This window comes from Paenibacillus sp. FSL R7-0312, from assembly GCF_038004445.1.
Classification (GTDB): Bacteria; Bacillota; Bacilli; order Paenibacillales; family Paenibacillaceae; genus Paenibacillus_AQ.
The window spans coordinates 4100131-4117893 of the sequence record NZ_JBBORE010000001.1; the positions used below are offsets into that span (position 1 = coordinate 4100131).

At 52.7% G+C, this 17763-nt stretch carries 11 protein-coding genes; all 11 read left to right on the forward strand.

Going from position 1 to position 17763, the window contains the following annotated elements; all coding sequences use genetic code 11:
- Window positions 1-42: 42 nt before the first annotated feature.
- On the forward strand, window positions 43-1710 hold the full coding sequence (locus tag MKX70_RS17930) for a dynamin family protein (protein ID WP_340840434.1): 1668 nt from the start codon (window positions 43-45) through the stop codon (window positions 1708-1710).
- Window positions 1667-3697, forward strand: a complete 2031-nt coding sequence (locus MKX70_RS17935; RefSeq protein WP_340840435.1) for a dynamin family protein — start codon at window positions 1667-1669, stop codon at window positions 3695-3697. Before MKX70_RS17930 ends, MKX70_RS17935 begins: the two co-directional genes overlap by 44 nt.
- Before the next feature lie 148 nt (window positions 3698-3845).
- The gene (purT, locus tag MKX70_RS17940; protein ID WP_042237549.1) at window positions 3846-5036 is read left to right on the forward strand and encodes a formate-dependent phosphoribosylglycinamide formyltransferase; all 1191 of its coding nucleotides are present in this window, start codon (window positions 3846-3848) and stop codon (window positions 5034-5036) included.
- A complete protein-coding gene (locus MKX70_RS17945) occupies window positions 5026-5490 on the forward strand; it encodes a GNAT family N-acetyltransferase (RefSeq protein WP_039307750.1) in 465 nt (154 codons plus the stop codon). The genes purT and MKX70_RS17945 overlap by 11 nt, the downstream gene beginning before the upstream one ends.
- A 632-nt stretch (window positions 5491-6122) precedes the next feature.
- Window positions 6123-7772, forward strand: coding sequence for a response regulator transcription factor (locus tag MKX70_RS17950; RefSeq protein WP_042237546.1), 1650 nt, complete (start codon window positions 6123-6125; stop codon window positions 7770-7772).
- A gap of 3 nt (window positions 7773-7775) precedes the next feature.
- A complete protein-coding gene (locus MKX70_RS17955; RefSeq protein ID WP_081956590.1) occupies window positions 7776-9602 on the forward strand; it encodes a sensor histidine kinase in 1827 nt (608 codons plus the stop codon).
- Window positions 9599-10621 (forward strand): substrate-binding domain-containing protein, encoded by a 1023-nt coding sequence (locus tag MKX70_RS17960; protein ID WP_042237544.1) that lies wholly within the window; start codon window positions 9599-9601, stop codon window positions 10619-10621. Before MKX70_RS17955 ends, MKX70_RS17960 begins: the two co-directional genes overlap by 4 nt.
- 147 nt (window positions 10622-10768) lie before the next feature.
- Entirely contained in the window at window positions 10769-11848 is a 1080-nt protein-coding gene (locus tag MKX70_RS17965; RefSeq protein WP_156123228.1) for a galactose ABC transporter substrate-binding protein, read from the forward strand.
- Between the two features lie 151 nt (window positions 11849-11999).
- A complete protein-coding gene (locus MKX70_RS17970) occupies window positions 12000-13511 on the forward strand; it encodes a sugar ABC transporter ATP-binding protein (protein WP_042237542.1) in 1512 nt (503 codons plus the stop codon).
- Between the two features lie 52 nt (window positions 13512-13563).
- Entirely contained in the window at window positions 13564-14571 is a 1008-nt protein-coding gene (gene mglC, locus MKX70_RS17975; protein WP_340784802.1) for a galactose/methyl galactoside ABC transporter permease MglC, read from the forward strand.
- A gap of 1149 nt (window positions 14572-15720) precedes the next feature.
- A complete protein-coding gene (locus tag MKX70_RS17980; RefSeq protein WP_042237539.1) occupies window positions 15721-17685 on the forward strand; it encodes a WG repeat-containing protein in 1965 nt (654 codons plus the stop codon).
- Window positions 17686-17763: the final 78 nt, after the last annotated feature.

The window sequence follows — 17763 nt, forward strand, 5'->3', positions numbered from 1 at the left end:
ATTGCAGAAGGTGGGGTTGGTGTGGGAGCAGAACGGAGCAGGATGAGGGAAGTAATATCCAGTACGTCAACGCTTATGCTGCTGAAGCAGAAGCTGGAGAGCTGGGGCGAACAGAATAGTGCGCAGATAGCAGCAGATTTGATACTTAAAGAGCAAGCGGGAGAATTGACCCTTGCCTTCTGCGGACATTTCTCTGCGGGTAAATCCAGTATGATTAATGGCCTATGCGGAAAAGCAGTGCTGCCATCAGGTCCGGTTCCAACCAGCGCCAATATTGTATCGATCCGCAGCGGGGCTCCGCGGGTAGTGCTTCATGCAGATCCGGAGGCACCTGGGAGTCATGCACCGGCAATAGAAACTACACCAGACCGGCTGCAGGAGTACTGCCGCCAGGGTGCTGAATATTTAGCGATTGAGGTCTGGGAGGAAGTCCCGCTGCTGGGGAAGCACGGCGTTCTAATGGATACTCCGGGGGTGGATTCCACCGATGAGGGGCATCAGGCGGCGACTCACTCGGCGCTGCATTTGGCTGATGCCGTGTTCTACGTTATGGATTACAACCATGTGCAATCGGAGAATAATCTGGCGTTTGCCAAAAGTCTCAGCGACTGGGGCAAGCCGCTGTACCTTATCATCAATCAGATCGACAAGCACAGAGAACTGGAAATCTCCATAGTGGAATACCGGCAGCAAGTGGAAAGCGCTTTCCGGGAATGGGGGATTCATTCCGCTGGTCTGTTGTTCACTTCACTCAAAGTGAAGGATCACCCTCTGAACCAATGGGATGATCTGCTCGCGGTAATTGCAGCTCTGCTGGAGCAGCGAAAAGAACTGCTCGGCTACAGTCTGTCCCGTTCCATCCACCATACGGCGGCTGCGGTGCTTGCAGCTTACCGCGAGGAGCAGCAGGAGGAGCGCTCTCAGTTACTGGAAGCGGCCGGGGATGCCGGTAAGGAAGCGGTGGAGGCAGAAATCCGGGAAATTTCGCAGGCTGAGGAGCTGCTCGTGCAGCTGCCGGAGCGGATGCGGCTGGAGCTGCGCAGTAAGCTGGATGCCCTGCTTGGCAACAGCAATCTGATGCCAGCCGATGTAAGGGATGCTGCTGGAGCTTATATCGAGAGCAGCAGCCCGGGTTTCCGGCGCGGGCTATTGTTCACCGCGGCGAAGCGGGAGAAGGAGCAGGCAACGCGGCTTCTCCACTGGCACGGGCTTCAGCAGAGAGAGATCACTGCCCAGCTGGAGTGGCATATACTCCAGCTCGTGCGTGACTGGGCTGAAGGCGCAGGGCTGTGGCAGGAAGGGGCAGAGCCGCTGCTGAAGCAGGCGTTCCCGGCGGTGAGCCAGCAGTGGCTGGCGGATCAGGTGAAGCCGGGGACCGGGTCGTCGGGCGAGGCGCTGCTTAATTTCTGCCGCACGCTTGCGGCAGAAATTAAGGCACAGTTCCGCCGCGCGGCTCTGGCCTTCGGCGAGCAGCTGCTGGCCCAGCCGCCGCCGCTGCTGGACGAGCGGCGCGCGGAGCTCTCGCGCCGCGAAGCGGCCCTGCAGCGGCAGGCGCACGCGCACGCCGCGCTGGCCGCTCTGGACCGCGCGCGGCCGCGCGCGCGCGGGCGAACTCGCGGCGCTGCTGCCGCCGCGCCGTACCCTCACCCCCGGCGTCCTGCCGGAGGTGAGGGCCCTTACGGCTGGCGCGCCTTGCGCCGCCAGCCCTGAGCAGCCGCCGCGCAGCGCAGCGGCTGCTCACCCCGCCGCCGCACCGTGGGCGGCGGGTACGGCTTCGCCGGCGGGCGGGCGCCGCCGGCTGACGCAGGCCGCAGCGGCGCTGCACGCTGCGGCCGGGCTGCTGCGCGAGGAGCCGGCCATGGCCTCGGCTGCGCGCAGCCTGGCGGCGCGGGCGGAGGACCTCGCCGGCGGCCGCTTTACGATGGCGCTGTTCGGAGCGTTCAGCGCCGGCAAGTCCTCCTTCGCCAACGCCCTGCTGGGCGAAGAGGTGCTGCCTGTGTCTCCGCATCCCGCCACGGCTGCCGTCGGCCGCATACTGGCCCCCGAGGGCGGATTCGCCCACGCGACTGCGGCCGTGACCATGAAGTCAGCGGAGGATTTCTGGGACGATATCCTCCATTCCTTCAGTGTGCTGCAGCTGGCACCGCCGCAGCACACCACCTGGACTGCAGCGGTGGCCCGCCTGCAGACCAGCGGGCTTCATCCGTCCTCGCTGCCGCATGCCGGATTCTTGCGCGCAGCGGCAGCGGGCTGGGAGGAATCCGGCCCGCTGCTCGGAACAGAGCGTACAGTCAGCCTTCAGGAATACCGCAGCCTGGTAGCCGATGAGAAACGGGCCTGCTTCGTGCAGAGTACTGACCTATATTATGACAGCCCTCTGACACGGAGCGGCATCGTATTGGTTGACACCCCCGGAGCGGATTCCTTACATGCCCGGCATACCGGTGTAACCTTTGGCTACATGAAGAATGCGGATGCGATCTGCTTCGTGACCTACTATAATCATGCCTTCTCCAAAGCCGACCGCAGTCTCCTGGCCCAGCTGGGAAGAATCAAGGACAGCTTTGCCCTAGATAAAATGTTCTTCATCATCAATGCGTCCGACCTCGCTTCAGACGAGGCAGAGCTGGAAGAAGTGAAGCAGCATGTGACGCAGAATCTGCGTGCCGGCGGCCTGACCTCCCCGCGGATCTATGCCTTGTCTAGTCTGCTTGCCCTGGAGGGCAAGTCGCGCGGGGTACGGGAGTCCTACGAGGCTTCCGGATTCAGCAGCTTCGAAGAAGCGCTGTCTGAATTTGCGGGTGAGGAGCTGCCACGCCTGTCACTGGCGGCGGCGAGGGATAGCCTAAGCTCGGTCCGGCTCCGCGCGGAGGAATGGCAGCATATGGCGCTTATGGCAGCGGACCAGCGGGAAGAAGGGCTGCGGCGGTTCCGGCAGCGCCGGGATGACGCAGGCCTCCGGCTGGCACAGCTTGAGCGGGAAGAGCGGCCCATCCGGGATCTGCGCCGGGAGGGTGAGGAGCTTCTCTATCATGTCCGGCAGCGCCTGTCCTTCTCCTTCGGCCGTTCCTTTCAGGAATCGTTCCATCCCTCTATCCTCCGGGAAGAGGGCGGTCATCTGAAAGACATCTTCATTGCCTGCGGCCGGGAGCTGGAGCGCAGTATCCTGCGTGAACTGGAGCAGGAGCTGTGGGCGACCACCCTGAGGCTGGAGGCGGCAGGGCGCAGGCTGGTAACTCAGGCGGCTGCAGCCGCAGCCGCAGAACTTTCCATCCCGGGTCAGGAGCTTCAGCTTCTGGAGAATTCAGACGAGCGCTGGCCCGTCCCGGCAAAGCTCGATTGCTCCCTAGCCCCTCTGGATTGGGCAGCACTGTGGAGCCGCTTCAGATCACCGCGTTATTTCTTTGAAGGCCCTGGACGGGCAGACATCCGCACAGCTGCCGAGCACTGGTTCAAGGAGGCTATTGCTGCTGCGGCTGTAAGCCAGGAAGAACGGCTGCTGTCTTTCTATACCGGTGCGGCAGCGGCGGCACTTTCCCTTGCCGCAGAGCAGCTGCGTGAAGGTCTGGCCGAGCAGGAAGCGGCCATGTCGGAACTCCTGAAAGGGGGTGATTCAGCGCAGCACTGGGGCCAAATTGCCCGCGAATTATCGCTCATGGAGCAATCTTTCGTCAATATGGTGGACAGTCATCTGTGAAGTTTGTAGGAAAATGTCGAAGAATGCTTGCAATCTGCTGGTTGATGGATGAAAATAAAGAAGCCTGAAAATTTACAATGAAACTGCGACAATTTACAGAAATAGAGAAGTCGGCAGTCAAATTTGCGAAAAGAGGTTGGAGTCGACAATGTGGGGAGCTCCTTTTTCAGCCCGGAGTAAGAAGCTGCTGCTGCTCGGCAGCGGTGAACTGGGTAAGGAAGTCATTATCGAAGCTCAGCGCCTTGGCGTAGAGACCGTAGCTGTGGATCGTTATGAAGCTGCACCGGCGATGGGTGTAGCCCACCGCTCTTATGTACTGGATATGCTGGATGCAGAGGCACTGAAGCAATTAATCCGTTCAGAGAAACCGGATTTGATTGTCCCCGAGATCGAAGCCATTGCTACCGGAGCGCTGGTGGAACTGGAGGAAGAAGGTTTCCTCGTGGTACCGACCGCACGTAGCGCTAGACTGACGATGGACCGGGAAGGCATCCGCCGCCTTGCGGCTGAAGAGTTGGGTCTGCCGACCGCCGGATACCGGTTCGCTGACAGTCTGGACGAACTTCACCAGGCCGTAAGTGAGCTTGGAACACCGTGTGTGATCAAGCCGATCATGAGCTCTTCCGGCAAGGGACAGAGTATTTGCAGGACACCTGAGGATGCCGCAGAATGCTGGAATACGGCTCTGGAAGGAGCACGTGCCAAAGGTACACGCGTCATTGTAGAAGCTTTTGTCACTTTTGAGAGTGAAATTACACTACTTACCGTCCGCTCGGTTAGCGGAACCGTATTTTGTCCGCCGATCGGCCACATCCAGAAGGATGGCGATTATGTGGAGTCCTGGCAGCCGCATCAGATGAGTGAAGCGCTGCTTGCCGAAGCACAGTCGATGGCCCGGGCCGTTACGGATGAGCTTGGCGGATATGGGATTTTTGGAGTGGAGCTGTTTCTGACCCCGGACGGGGTACTGTTCAGCGAAGTATCACCCAGACCGCATGACACAGGTATGGTTACAATGATTACGCAGGATTTGTCGGAATTTGCTCTGCATGTCAGAGCCATTCTTGGATTTCCGCTGGAATCGGTACGTTTGTTAACACCGGGTGCTTCAGCTACCCTGAAGGCCGAAGGAACTGGACAAGCTTTTGCAGTAACCGGGATAGATAAGGCGCTAACCTTTCCCCGAACGCAAGTCCGTGTATTCGGCAAACCGGAGATCCGCCCTGGACGGCGGATGGCAGTAACACTCAGTTCAGCGGAAGATGTGGAAATCGCGCGGACGACGGCCAAGCAGGCGGCGTCTATGCTAAAAGTGGAGGTATACGAGGATGAACAGTAGTACTCAGGAGCAGGTACTGCAAATTCGCAAATGTGGCATGAATGATCTGGAGAGAGTTACAGCCCTTCTGCGGGAATTCGGCTATCCGACGACGCTTAGCGTGATGAAAGAGAGAATGGAAGGCATGGAGCATGATCCGCTCCACTGCACAATGGTCGCAGAACTCAATAACGAAGTTGTGGGAATGATCGGACTCCGGCAGGTGAAGTCCTATTACAAACATGCAGATTGTATTACGGAAATTACCGCGCTGATCGTATCAGAGGAACTTAGAGGACAAGGCCTTGGCAAAAGACTCGTATCCGCAGCGGAAGAATGGGCACGCCATCAAGGCTGCTGCCAGCTGTTCCTGCGAAGCGGCAACCGCGTGGAGCGTGCACCGGCACATGCCTTTTACCGCCATATCGGGTTCGAAAAGACAACAGGCTACCGCTTCAACAAAGCATTGCTATAATTCCTATACGTGACCGAACATCCCCATCCCGGCATAAGCGGGATGGTTTTTTTTATGCCGATTCACAGAATTTATAAGTCTCACACGATAACATACCCATCTATTTCCTTCTGAAACGGTAGTCCTTATTCATGATTGACAGCGACGAAGACGTTTCCTCAAGTAATTAGTGGAAAAAGAGCATCTAATTTTGCCGGAACAGACGTTTCTTGAACAGTAGTTGGAAAAAATACATTTATTTATCCACCATTCGTCACCTGGCGCTCGAATCAAGGGAGTAAGTGTTGTTATTCCACTTACAATGGTGGTGCCCAATTATATGATGAAATTAAGTGTCCAAATTCCACTTATTGTTCATGAAGCGGGATGGACCGCACCTCACCTATAGGAGTGTGATTCAGGAATGTAGCGGCGTCAGGCGGTCCGGGGAATTTCATTCTGTAATGGATTCGCACTATGTATGTACATAATATTTACTTGCAATAAATGCACTCAGCCTATATAGTGAATTGCTCCCCATATTTGACTTGATCCGCTACTGCAGCTTTCATTATTTAAACATAGATTGAGCTTACTGAATCAGCTATTATAATGCTGTAAAACTCCAAACGATATCCGAAGAGGGATGAAGCATGTATAAATTAATTCTCGCCGAAGACGAGGAAGATGTAAGAGAAGGCATTATCGCCCAGATCGACTGGGAGAAATACGGATTTGAAGTGGTGGAACAGGCGGAGAACGGCCGTGAAGCCGCAGATGCGATAGACCGGTTGCTGCCGGATGTGGTGGTTACCGATATCCAAATGCCGTTCATGAATGGACTGCAGCTGGCGGAATGGATCCGTAGCCGTCACCCTAACACGAAGATAATCATTCTGACCGGCTATGATGAATTCGAATATGCCCAGAAGGCGATTAAGCTGCAGATTGATGAATATATTCTTAAGCCCTTCTCTTCTCAGGAGCTGATTGATGTCCTGCTGAAGGTTAGAGCTGCTATTGAGACCGAGATTGCCGAGAAGGAGAATGTATTCGTGCTCAGCGAGCATTACCGCAAGAGCCTGCCGGTGCTGCGTGAGCAGTTCCTGTCCTCTCTTGTGTCACGCCGTCTGCGCTCCGTAGAAATTACCGAGAAAAGCGCAGAATATGGCATCAATCTGAGCGGGGAGCTATTTCAATCCTCTGTTATCAGCATTGATTATATCCGTCCGGACAGAAGCTCCGGCGTTCCTGAGGCCAGGCCGGTATCCCTGCGTGACACCGGGGACCGTAATCTGCAGCTCTTTGCCGTCCTGAATATTGCCGAGGAAATCTGCCAGAAGCACAGCTTCGGCAAGGTGTTCATCCACCGCGATGATGTGGTGCTGCTCTCCGTGAGCCAGGGAACCGATGAGAGCGAAATGACAGCCAGAACCTTCACCATTCTTGAAGAAATCCGCCAGAATGTACAACGTTTCCTGAAACTCACAGTGACTGCAGGTGCAGGAACGGTATGCCGGATGCCGTCCATGCTGTTCAATTCCTTCGGGGATGCACTGCAGGCACTGGATTACCGGCTGATTCTCGGCAACAACCGTGTGATCTGGATTGAGGATGTGGAGTCGAGATCCAGCCAGATGCTGGCCTATGATGAGCTGACCCAGCAGTCGCTGATCCGCACGATCAAGCTGGGTACAGTCCAGGAGCTGCGGGAAGTAGTGGACGAGCTGTTCGGGGGACTGGATACGGCGCAGGTCTCGACACAGGATTATCAGATTTTCCTGCTGGAGATCATTACATCGATTCTGCGGGTGGCCAAGGAATCCGGAAGTGAAACGAATGACTTTATCGGCTCAGGCATTTCATCGCTGACCGAGCTTAATAAGTTCAACAATATGGGGGAAGCCAAGCAGTGGATTATCACGGTGTGCAGCCGGCTGATGGATACCATTGCATCCGAGCGGCAGTCGAGCTATAAGCAGCTGATTGACCAGGCCAAGGATTATATCCGTGCCCATTATGAGGAGTCCGACATTTCCATCGGCAAGGTATGCCAGCATCTGCATATCAGCACAGGTTATTTCAGCAGTATTTTCAAGAAAGAAATGAAGATGACCTTTGTCAGCTATCTGCTGCAGATCCGGCTGGAGGCGGCGAAGGAAATGCTGCGCTCGACCGAGCTGAAGGCCTTTGAAATCGCCGAGCGGATCGGTTTTGCCGATCCGAACTATTTCAGCTTCTGCTTCCGCAAGAAATACGGACAGTCACCCAAAGAGTATAAGAACAGCTCGCGGGGAGGATAACCCATGAATAAGCCGAAGGGTACTTTCTTTCCGCTTCGCCCGCAGCCCCGCAAGAGAGGCAAAATCCGCCTGTCGTCCAAGCTGCGCAGCATTCAGCTAATTATTACCCTGACTTTTACGGCGGTCACTGTGGCAGTAGCGGTGATCGTCAGCATTATGCTGTACGGGAAGTTTGCCAACACGGCGGAGGAGAATGCCAATCTCAATATGCAGCAGATTATCGAGCAGGTGAATTATAATCTGGAGCTGTATGTTAAAGGGATGGGCAGTATTTTTGAGACGGCGGAGAAGCAGATCACCACGAGTCAATCCATTGACTCTCCGTTGCTCTATGAACGGATGTACACACTAATGAGCAGCCGTGAGGACCTGGTATCCATGGCTGTTTTTACACCACAGGGCAAATATGTAGTAGGTACGCCTGGTCAAAGCATGCGCCTGAACACTCAGCTGGAGAGCCAGAGCTGGTTCACTACGGCCAAGCGGACCTCGGAGATATCCTACTCAGCCCCGCATATTCAGAATTTGTTCAAGGGACGGTATACCTGGGTCGTATCGATCAGCAAAATGATTCAGTACAGGGAGAAGGGTGAGCTGAAAACCGGTGTCCTGCTGCTGGATTTCAATTTCAGGACGATTGATGAGCTAAGCCGGCAAGTGAAGCTCGGTAAAAGAGGATACGCTTACATTCTCGATCCGCTCGGGAATATCGTCTACCATCCGCAGCAGCAGCTGATCTATGCCGGCCTCAAATATGAGAATGTAGAGCCGGTGCTGGAATATGCCTTCCGCAGCTATCTGGATGAGTCCACCGGAGAGAAGCGGTTTATTACCGTGCGCACGCTGGCTCAGACCGGCTGGAAGATCGTCGGTGTCGCTTACTATGATGAGATTGTAACGACCAAACGCGATCTGAACCAATTTCTGTCCTGGTTCCTCGCAGTTGTCCTGGTGTGTGTAACCGCCGTATCTGTGTTCCTGTCCTGGCTGATTGCAAGTCCGATCCGCAAGCTGGAGCGTACGGTCAAGCAGGTGGGCGAGGGAGATCTCAATACCCCGATCAATGTCAGCGGCGCCTACGAGGTGGAGCAGCTGTCCAAACGCTTCAATATGATGCTCCAGCGTATCCGGCAGCTGATGGATCAGATCATCTATGAGCAGGAGACCAAACGCAAAGGCGAGCTTGAAGTCCTGCAGTCGCAGATCAACCCTCATTTTTTATACAACACACTGAATTCGGTCATCCGGCTGGCAGAGCGCGGCAAAACGGATGAGGTCGTCACGATGATTCAGTCCCTTTCGAAATTTTTCCGGATCAGTCTGAGCAAGGGCAAGAATATAATTACCATCCAGGAGGAGCTGGATCATATCCGCCATTACCTGGTGATTCAGAGCTTCCGTTTCAAAAATAAGTTCCGTTACGAAATAACGGCACAGGATGAAGTATTACAGTACCAGACGATTAAGCTGATCCTGCAGCCAATCGTTGAGAATGCACTTTACCATGGGATCGAAATGATGCCGGATGAAGGGCTGATCTCGATCAGCGCTGAGCTTCAGGATGGACTCATTATCATCAGGGTCAGTGACAACGGCCTCGGGATGTCCATGGAAACGATGAACGTGATTCTGAGCGGAGGCGTTAAAAGCGGAAGCGGGTCTGGAGTCGGCGTACGGAATGTTCATGAACGGATCGGCTTATATTATGGCCGCGAATATGGGCTTGCTTTTCAGAGCGAAATTGAGGAAGGCACAATCGTCACCATCACATTCCCGGCCCGCCTGGCCGGTGAAGGACTGGAAGAGGAGAAGGAGGAGACAAACCGGTGAGAAGCATACGTTTTTGGCTGACTCTGCTGCTGTGCGGGGTGCTCTGGATCTCCGTGTCGTCTTGCTTTAATTCGTCACCTGCTTACATCAGTACGAACAAGACGCGCAATATTCATTTGATCGTCAAGATGAATAAAGGGGATTACTGGAATACGGTGAAGCTGGGAGCGGAAGCTGCAGCGAAGGAATTCAATGTCAAGCTGACGTTCAAAGCGCCGGATTCGGAGAGTGATATCGATGAGCAGGTGGTTATGGTGGAGGAATCCATTAAAGAGAAGGCGGATGTGATTATTCTCGCTGCCAGCAGCTATATGGGACTGGCTCAGGTCGTAGACCAGGCAGCATATTACAGAATCCCTGTGATTTCAGTTGATGCGGAAGTCGGATCAGCCAGGGTACAGGCCTATGTAGGGTCGAACGGTTATGAAGCGGGACAGAAATCTGCGGAGAGGCTGATCCAGCTTTTGCAGGGATATGGCGAAGTCGGAATTATCAATTTCACCAACTCCTCTTTGAATGCGGGCCCGGGGTCTACAGGCAGCATTGATTACGGGGCCAGAGATGCGGATGAGCGCGAGAAAGGATTCCTCAATTACGCAGCCCGTTATCCGAATGTCAAAGTGGTGCAGATCTCCTACACTTCCTCAAGCACGATGGAGGCCGAGACCCTGACCCGGGAAATGCTGGAGAAGCATCCGAATCTGCGCGGGATTGCCACCTTGAATGAAATAGCATCCCAGGGAGCAGCCAAAGTCATACAAAGCTTAAAAATGGGCAACATAAAGATGGTTGCGTTTGACAGTTCCCCTTCCATGATGGAATCGCTGCAAGATGGCACGGTGCAGGCGACCGTGATCCAGAACCCTTTCAGCAACGGGTATTTAGCCGTAAAATACGCCGTAGAAGCGCTTGAAGGTGTGACTATTCCAGAGCGGGTGGACACTGGTACCAAGCTGATTGATCTGGAGAATATGCTATGGCCCGAGAACCAGAAGCTGCTGTTCCCTTTTGTCAGATAGGAGTAAATCAGATTTTAGACATTAGAATTTTCATGAAAATGAGTAGTATTTTATATTCGCAACCGTTTTCATGTAGGGCATAATAAGGATGTACCCGGGACACACCGGGATAACAAAAAAGAAATATCCTCAGGAGGTCAATTGATTATGAAAAAAATCACTTCCGTTTTACTTGCTAGTGCTTTGCTGGGTGCTGCTCTTGCAGGCTGCGGCGGCAACAATAACGCTGCTGACACTGGTAACAAAGCTAACACAGGCAACGCTCCTGCAACTGCAAACTCTGGTTCAGCTGCTGAAACTCCAAAGGTTGGCGTAGCGATCTACAAATTTGATGATACTTTCATGACGGGTGTCCGAAACGCCATTGATACTGCTGCCAAAGGCATCGCCACTGTAGATATTGTAGACAGCCAGAACTCCCAGCCTACACAAAATGACAAGGTGGATTTGTTCGTCACCAAAAAATATGACGGCATGCTGATCAACCCGGTTGACCGCACAGCTGCAGGTGTTATCATCGACAAAGCAAAAACAGCTGACATTCCGGTTGTATTCCTGAACCGCGAACCGCTTCCTGAAGATATGAAGAAATGGGATAAAGTTTATTATGTAGGCGCAAAAGCAGAAGAGTCCGGTACGATGTCCGGCCAGCTGATTGTTGACTACTGGAAGGCTCACCCTGAAGCTGACAAGAACGGCGACGGCGTGCTGCAATACGTAATGCTCAAAGGCGAACCGGGACACCAGGATGCTGAGCTGCGTACCACCTACTCCATCCAGGCTATCGAAGATGCCGGCATCAAGGTTGAGAAATTGGCTGAAGATACTGCAATGTGGGATCGCGTAAAAGGACAGGAAAAAATGGCAGCCTTCCTCGGCTCCCACGGCGACAAGATTGAAGCCGTTCTTGCCAACAACGATGACATGGCTCTCGGTGCAATTGAAGCTCTGAAAGCTCAAGGATACTTCACTGGCGACAAATACATGCCGGTAGTAGGCGTTGATGCAACTGCTCCAGCGGTTCAAGCGCTGCAAGACGGTACTATGCTCGGTACTGTACTGAACGACGCTAACAATCAGGGTAAAGCGGCAATCGTCCTGGCGTCCCTGCTGGCTAAAGGCGAAACACCTACCAAAGAAACCGTAGGCTTCGACATCACTGACAACCAATACGTATGGATCTCCTACAAAAAGATCACTAAAGACAATGTAGCTGACGCTCAATAATCGTTAGATTGCTCCAGATACAGATAAGCTTCATAAACAAAAATCCCGGAGAGTGGTCACCCGCTCTCCGGAATTCCTTTCGGGTAGGGAACAGGATGGAACCGCTGTGCCTCTCATGGAAAAAGAAAAAAAGCGTAGGGGGCGTAACAACATGGCAAATGCTGAGTTTTTGCTGGAAATGAACGGCATTACTAAAGAATTTCCCGGCGTTAAGGCGCTGGACGGAGTCAGCATAAAGGTAAGACCGGGTTCGGTTCATGCACTTATGGGCGAGAACGGTGCAGGCAAATCGACACTGATGAAATGTCTCTTTGGAATCTATTCACCGGATGCCGGTGAGATCTTCCTGGATGGCCAAAAGGCCACCATCTCTAACTCCAACGATGCACTTAAGCACGGAATTTCGATGATTCACCAGGAGCTGCACCCGGTACCTTTCCGCAGCGTCATGGAGAACATCTGGCTAGGACGTTTTCCGACCAAGGGCATCGGGCCGATTCAGTTCATTGACCACAAAAAAATGTTCACGGACACGGAAAATTTATTTAAAGATCTGGATATCGATCTGAATCCCGAAACTTTGGTGGGCAAGCTGTCCGTATCCAAGGTCCAATCCATTGAAATCGCGAAGGCTGTCTCTTTTCATTCACGCGTCATTGTCATGGATGAACCAACCTCTTCCTTAACTAGTGTAGAAGTTGAGCATTTGTTCCGGATTATCCGGGATCTGCAAAAAAGAGGCGTAGCTATTATCTATATATCTCACAAGATGGAAGAAATTCTGGAGATTTCTGATGAAGTAACCATCATGCGTGACGGTAAAAAGATCGGCACCTGGCCTTCGGCCGAGCTTACCACAGATCTGATTATCTCCAAAATGGTCGGCCGTGACCTTACTAACCGATTCCCTGAACGCACAAATGTTCCGGGCGAAGTCTACATGAAGGTGGAAGGATTGACCTCACCGGAGCCAAGATCATTCAAAGATGTATCCTTTGAGCTGAGACGTGGTGAAATTCTCGGTGTTGGCGGTCTCGTGGGTGCGCAGAGAACAGAGGTTATCGAAGCCTTATTCGGTCTCCGCGCCATTAAATCCGGCTCCATCTCCATTGAAGGCAAGAAGGTGAAGATCAATTCGCCGCAGGATGCCAAGAAGCATGGCCTGGCCCTGTTGACAGAGGAACGCCGTGTAACCGGTATCTTCCCGGTATTGTCCGTGCATGAAAACGGGGCAATCGCCAACCTTGACCATTATAAGACGCCTTACTTCCTGCTTAACGGCAAAAAGAAGAAAGAAGAAGTCGATAAAATGATCGAGAAGCTGCGTACCAAAACACCAACAACCAAAACACAAATTATGAATCTTTCCGGCGGAAATCAGCAAAAGGTGCTGCTGGCTAGATGGCTGCTTACAGAGCCTGAAGTCCTGCTGCTGGATGAGCCGACCCGAGGTATCGACGTTGGTGCCAAATTTGAAATCTATACGATTATTGCTGATCTGGCGAAGCAGGGTAAGAGCATTATCATGATTTCTTCGGAAATGCCTGAGCTGCTGGGCATGTCTGACCGTGTAATGGTGATGTCGGAAGGACGGCTTACAGGAATATTAGAAGGCGAGCAAGCTACGGAAACCGAAGTTATGCGTCTCGCTGCACAGCATTAAGGAGTACGGATAGGAGAATATGCTCGCGTAATTTTAAGGGGGATCACTACTAATGAACGTTAAAAAAGCTCAGTCCTTTGTGACTCAAAACGCAATTTACATCGTGCTGGTACTGCTGATTATGGGGATCATCATATATGAACCAAGCTTCATGTCCATCAACACCCTGCGTGACGTACTGATTCAGTCGTCAACACGCGTAATTATCGCGCTGGGGGTAGCCTTTATCCTCATCACAGCGGGTACCGACTTGTCAGCAGGCCGGGTAGTTGGTTTCACGGCGGTTATTTCCGCCTCCATGCTCCAGATACCGGATTACTCACGCCGGTTCTTCCCTGATCTGCCGCAGGTCCAAGTATGGCTTCCCATCCTGATTGCCATTGTTGCCGGTCTGCTCTGCGGTCTCGTCAATGGTATCATTGTCTCCAAGCTGAATGTACCGCCATTTATCGCTACCCTGGGTACCATGCTCATCGTGTACGGACTTAACTCCCTGTACTTCGATATGGACCCTAACCAATCGCAGCCAATCGGTGGTCTGCGTCCTGACTTCACCAAAATCGGCTCCGGCTTTATCGGCAGCGGCCAATATTCAATACCTTACATCGTTCTCATAGCCCTGGCGGTCGCGGCCGTGGTCTGGGTGCTGTTCAACAAAACCAAACTGGGTAAGAACATGTACGCTATCGGCGGCAACATGCAGGCTGCTAAGGTTTCCGGTATCAACGTTTCCAAGAACCTGATCTACATCTACGCTATCGCTGGTGCCCTTTACGGTCTGGCCGGTGTGCTTGAAGCTGCAAGAACAGGCGGCGCTACCAACAACTATGGTAACATGTACGAGCTTGATGCCATCGCGGCTTGCGTAGTCGGCGGCGTATCCACAACAGGCGGTATCGGTACTGTGCCGGGTGTCCTGGTCGGTGTTATCATCTTCACCCTGATCAACTACGGTCTGACCTTTATCGGCATCAGCCCTTACTACCAGCTGATCATCAAAGGCCTCATCATCATCGCAGCTGTCTCGTTCGATATGCGTAAATATTCTTCGAAGAAATAATTGTGGTTCGGTGATTAGCCGTAGCTGCGGTGAATGTTTGGACTTCCGGGTGCTGGTGCACCCGGATTTCTTGCATTCAATGTCCATGTAAGATGTAAAATGAACTGGAAATCTTAAATATCAGGTATGATCGTAACTGCGGTGAGTTTTGGACTTCCGGCCCCTGTTAGGTTTGGATTTCCTGATTTTATTCCGCTGTTTGCGGTAGAAATCCAAACAAGAGTATGCTTCCGAAGTGAGCTTTCCTTTGGAAAGCTTTCAGGCGGACGCTATCGCTCCTACAGTTCCAAAATCTCCTCCGTTACTCTTACCTTATATAGGTTAACAGTTCATAGTCCATCTCACATTTCGATTGAATGCAAGAATGGTGCTGCCGTACCTCCAGTTCCAAACTTTACCTTCGTTACTCCCATCACCTCACCGGGGTGGGAGGGAGCATCTTAAGCGTTTGCGGTATTTCGCAAACGCCTTTTGCTTTGAGATTGTTGATTTTGTCGCAACGTTGCTCCACAACCATGCCAAATATCTGCACACTTAAGTGTGCAGCACACCCGAAAAGTAACCAGGTGTATAAATGTTGTATTTGGTGCAGGATTTTATATTGAAGAGGAAGTAGTGATAGTGAAGTTGCTCTTTTTTCTCTCCAATGCCAGCGCACGTAGCTGCAGAACCCCAATAACAAGTGAAAGGGCAGGCGAAGCAGCCCTTGAACATCCGGCTAACACCCTCTGAAAGGGTGTTTTTGTGCTGCTCTTAGGGTTGCAGTTTATGCTTTGATGTAGTTTGTGCCAGTGACCTTGGTTTTGCTGCAGAAAGGTGGAGAGTAACGGAGGGGAAGTTTGGAACTGTAGGAGCGATAGCGTCCGCCTTTAGGTTTGGATTTCTACCGCGAACGCGGTCAAAATCAGGAAATCCAAACCTAACAGCGGCCGGAAGTCCAAACATTCACCGCAGTTACGGCCGCACCTTTCCTAATCTTTTAACGCATGTATGCCCTCACGCTCTTAATGCATTCGACGCTCTTAACGTATTCCACACTCACGTTGACGCTCATACTCAAGCGTCTCGGCAGCCCCAGGCACATAAACACCCTTTCCCCCTCACTCTCATATTCTATAGGCAAATGCCTTTGTAAGGGAGAGCGACAGAATGCTGAGGATTAAGCTGAACGAGCTGGGAAAAGAGAATGACAATGGTCTGATTATGGCGGAGGTATGGCGGTGGGACGGGATCGGCTGGAATGAGGCTATTTCGCAGCAGGAGGAGGATTTCATCCGAGCGGATGATGAGCTGTTCGTGACGATCCCGGCAGAAGCGGGATTATACCGCGTAGACTACTCCAAAAAGCCGCTGGAGGCGCTTATCATCCTTCCGGAGGTAGATGCCAGCGGGCTGCGGGCGGAGCTGCTGCACCCGGCTCCTTTTAAGCTTAAAGAGGGAACCCTGTGGGGCTACATTAATAACGACGGACGAACTGTGATCGAGCCCAGATACGACTATGCGGAGGATTTCCAGGAGAATGGCCTGGCGGTAGTGCAGCGCAAGAATTACAGCGGCCTGATTGACAGCTCCGGGCGGGAGAAGGTCAAACCGCTATATTCCTTTATTGCTCCGTTTGCCGAAGGGCGGGCTGTGGTTTCGGATGCTAAGGGCTACACTTTTATTGATGAAAAAGGCAAAGAGGTCACGTCCGCGCGGTATGACTATCTGAATTCGCTGCATGAAGGCCGCGCGCTGTTCTCCAAGCAGAATACAACCGGGGGGAACTCATACTACGGATATCTGGATGCCCAAGGCAAAGAGGTGCTGCCAGCGGTGTATCTGGATGCCGGGGATTTCAATGACGGAACGGCTCTGGTCAAAGTCGCTGAGGGTGAGTACGCGCTGATTGATCCCCAGGGAACGGTGCTGCATACGTACAAATATCCATTCGTGGGGTATCCGGGGGAGGGTCTGCTGGCTTTTCAGGCTACAGAGAACGGGAAATACGGTTACCTCCACACAGACGGCAGCATTGCCATCCAGCCGCAGTTTACAGCAGCCTTGCCTTTCTCCGAAGGGCGTGCGGTAATCAACACAGCAGAGAATTACGGTAATGCTTATGGCCTGATCGACAAGCAGGGCAAAGCCATTATTCCGGCAACTTACTATGAAGTCCAGCAGCTTGGTGAGAACCGGGTTGCGCTGGGAACTCCACTTTATGCCGATCAGCCGTACCGGGGCTCACGCTATGTGATCGCAGATGCGCTTACAGGAAGAATTCTCAGTACCCATCCGCTGCTCGGGGTGAACAATTATCAGAACGGGCTAGCGTCGGTGTATGATGCCAAGGATACGTATTTTATCGATAAAAGCGGTAAAAAAGCTGCCCAGCCGCCGGTCATTGCCGGCTCAGGATCGCTATCCTTCAGCGGCAACCTGATCCGTGCGGATGTAGACCAGCGTACTGCCTACTATGACCGCAGAGGCAAGCAGGTTTGGCGGCAAAATGGGGTCATTCCGCTCAGACCGCCGTATTCCGTGCTGGAGAAGAAATATAAACCGAACAGGGATTACCTGGTCTACTATCCGGTCGTGGAAGGTATTGCCATCTCCGAAGTGTCCAGAGCCGTCAATGACAAGCTGCGCAGTCTCTCACTCGCAGAAGGTGCGGGAACTGGGGGAGCGGGGCAGGATTTCAGCTATACGGGAGATTTTGCCGTATCCTTCTTCCGCAAGAATCTGCTGGTACTGGAACTCAGCGGATACCGCTTTCCATTTGGGGCGGCACATGGGATGCCGACAATGCTCTATGAGCATATCAATTTGCGCAACGGCAAATTTTACACGCTGAGTGATCTGTTCAAGCCTGGCAGCAGATATGTGCAGAAACTCAGTGATATTGTCGGAAAACAGATTGCGAATGATCCGCAGTATTCCTATGTTTTTCCGGATACGTACAAAGGCATTACGGCTGACCAGCCTTTTTATGTAGATGGCGAAGCGCTGTATCTCTATTTTGCCCCTTATGAAATTGCTCCGTATGCTGCGGGCTTTCCAACATTCCGGATTCCGTATGCCGAAATTATGGGCCTGATCTCGACAGAAGGGGAATTCTGGCAGTCCTTTCATTAAGCGGCGGCCGGTGAAATGCCGATATTAACTATAAGAACATGCGACCGTTCTGAAGAGGACGGTTTCTTGAAATATAAG